This window comes from Streptomyces sp. LS1784 (assembly GCF_020103755.1).
Taxonomy (GTDB): Bacteria; Actinomycetota; Actinomycetes; order Streptomycetales; family Streptomycetaceae; genus Kitasatospora.
In genome coordinates, this window is record NZ_JAHSQD010001055.1 from 1 (window position 1) to 1328 (window position 1328).

Sequence of the window (1328 nt, forward strand, 5' to 3'; positions counted from 1 at the left end):
CGACCACGTGGGCGCCCCGCCCGAGGCGAAGCCGCTGCTGCCCGGCCTGGCCCGCAAGGAGGAGAGCAGCAGCGAGTCCACGGCCCGTCAGGAGGTGGCCGCCCGTGCCGCGCTGGAGACCGCCCGGCGCTGGGGCCTGGAGCGCCCGCCGCTGAAGGCCCCGCCGCGCCCGGCGGCCAAGGCCGCGCTCACCCCGGGGCAGGGCGTCAAGCTCGCGGACGGTCGCCCGCCCGTCGTCTACCGGGTGCCGACCCACGACAAGGTGGTCTTCCTGACCGTCGACGACGGCGCCGAGAAGGACCCCGAGTTCTCCCGGATGGCCCGGGAACTGGGCATCCCGCTCAGCGCCTACGTCTCCGACTACGTCGCGCGTGACAACTACGGCTACTTCCGCGACCTGCACGCCCAGGGCGTGGAGATCAACAACCACACGATCAACCACCGCAACCTGAAGGTGCTGGACCACGAGACCCAGCGCGAGGAGATCTGCACCCAGCAGGACCGGCTGGAGCGGCAGATCGGCGTGCGCCCCCGGCTGTTCCGGCCGCCGTACGGCGAGTACAACGACGACACCCTGCGCGCGGCAGCCTCCTGCGGGGTGGAGGCGGTGCCGATGTGGAACGAGGAGGCCTTCCCGGACCACATGGAGTGGCGCTACGACGACCAGAAGCTGCATCCGGGCGACATCATCCTGACCCACTTCCGGGGCGCTGACGTCTGGAAGGCGTCCATGCCGGACCTGCTGCGCAAGGTCGTCAACGACGTCACCGCGCAGGGCTTCGCGCTGGCCCGGCTGGACGACTACCTGTAGCGGCCGCCTTCAGTGACCATCCGCAGCGGCCGAGGGCCGGGCGGCTCAGCCGAGCGAGAGGGCGTCGAGGTACACCCAGGCGCCCTCGTGCCGCACGAAGCGGCTGTTCTCGGTGAGCGCGCCCTCCTCGCCGCCCTCGGTCCAGTGCGCCCGGAAGGCCACCGTGCCCTCCGCGTGGAACGCGCCGCCCTCGGTGGTGGCGACGATTTCCAGCCCGGTCCAGCGCAGCCCCGGGTCGAAGTCGACCTCCGCGGGCCGGGTGTCCGGGTGCCAGGTGCGCAGCAGGTACGCCTCGTCCTGCGCGGCGAAGGCGCTGAACCGGGAGCGCATCAGGGACTCGGCGGTGGTGGCCGAGGCCTGGCCCCGGTGCAGCCGGCCGCAGCAGTCGCCGTAGGCGGCGGGCAGGCCGCACGGGCAGGGGGAGGAGGGCAGCAGCCGGGGCGCGGCGGGGCGGGGCGCGGAACGACGTCGGGACATGCCGCCCATTGTCCCCCACCCGCGGCGCGGCCCCCGGCCG

At 73.8% G+C, this 1328-nt stretch carries 2 protein-coding genes; one reads left to right on the forward strand and one right to left on the reverse strand.

Going from position 1 to position 1328, the window contains the following annotated elements:
- The coding region (locus KS423_RS45570; RefSeq protein ID WP_224285526.1) for a polysaccharide deacetylase family protein at positions 1 to 811 on the forward strand (811 nt) is incomplete at its 5' end.
- A 45-nt stretch (positions 812 to 856) separates the two neighbouring features.
- Here the strand turns inward: KS423_RS45570 and KS423_RS45575 are convergent.
- Positions 857 to 1288 carry a YchJ family protein gene (locus KS423_RS45575; RefSeq protein WP_224285527.1) on the reverse strand — a complete coding sequence of 144 codons (432 nt, stop codon included), beginning with the start codon at positions 1286 to 1288 and terminating at the stop codon, positions 857 to 859.
- Between the last annotated feature and the right edge of the window lie 40 nt (positions 1289 to 1328).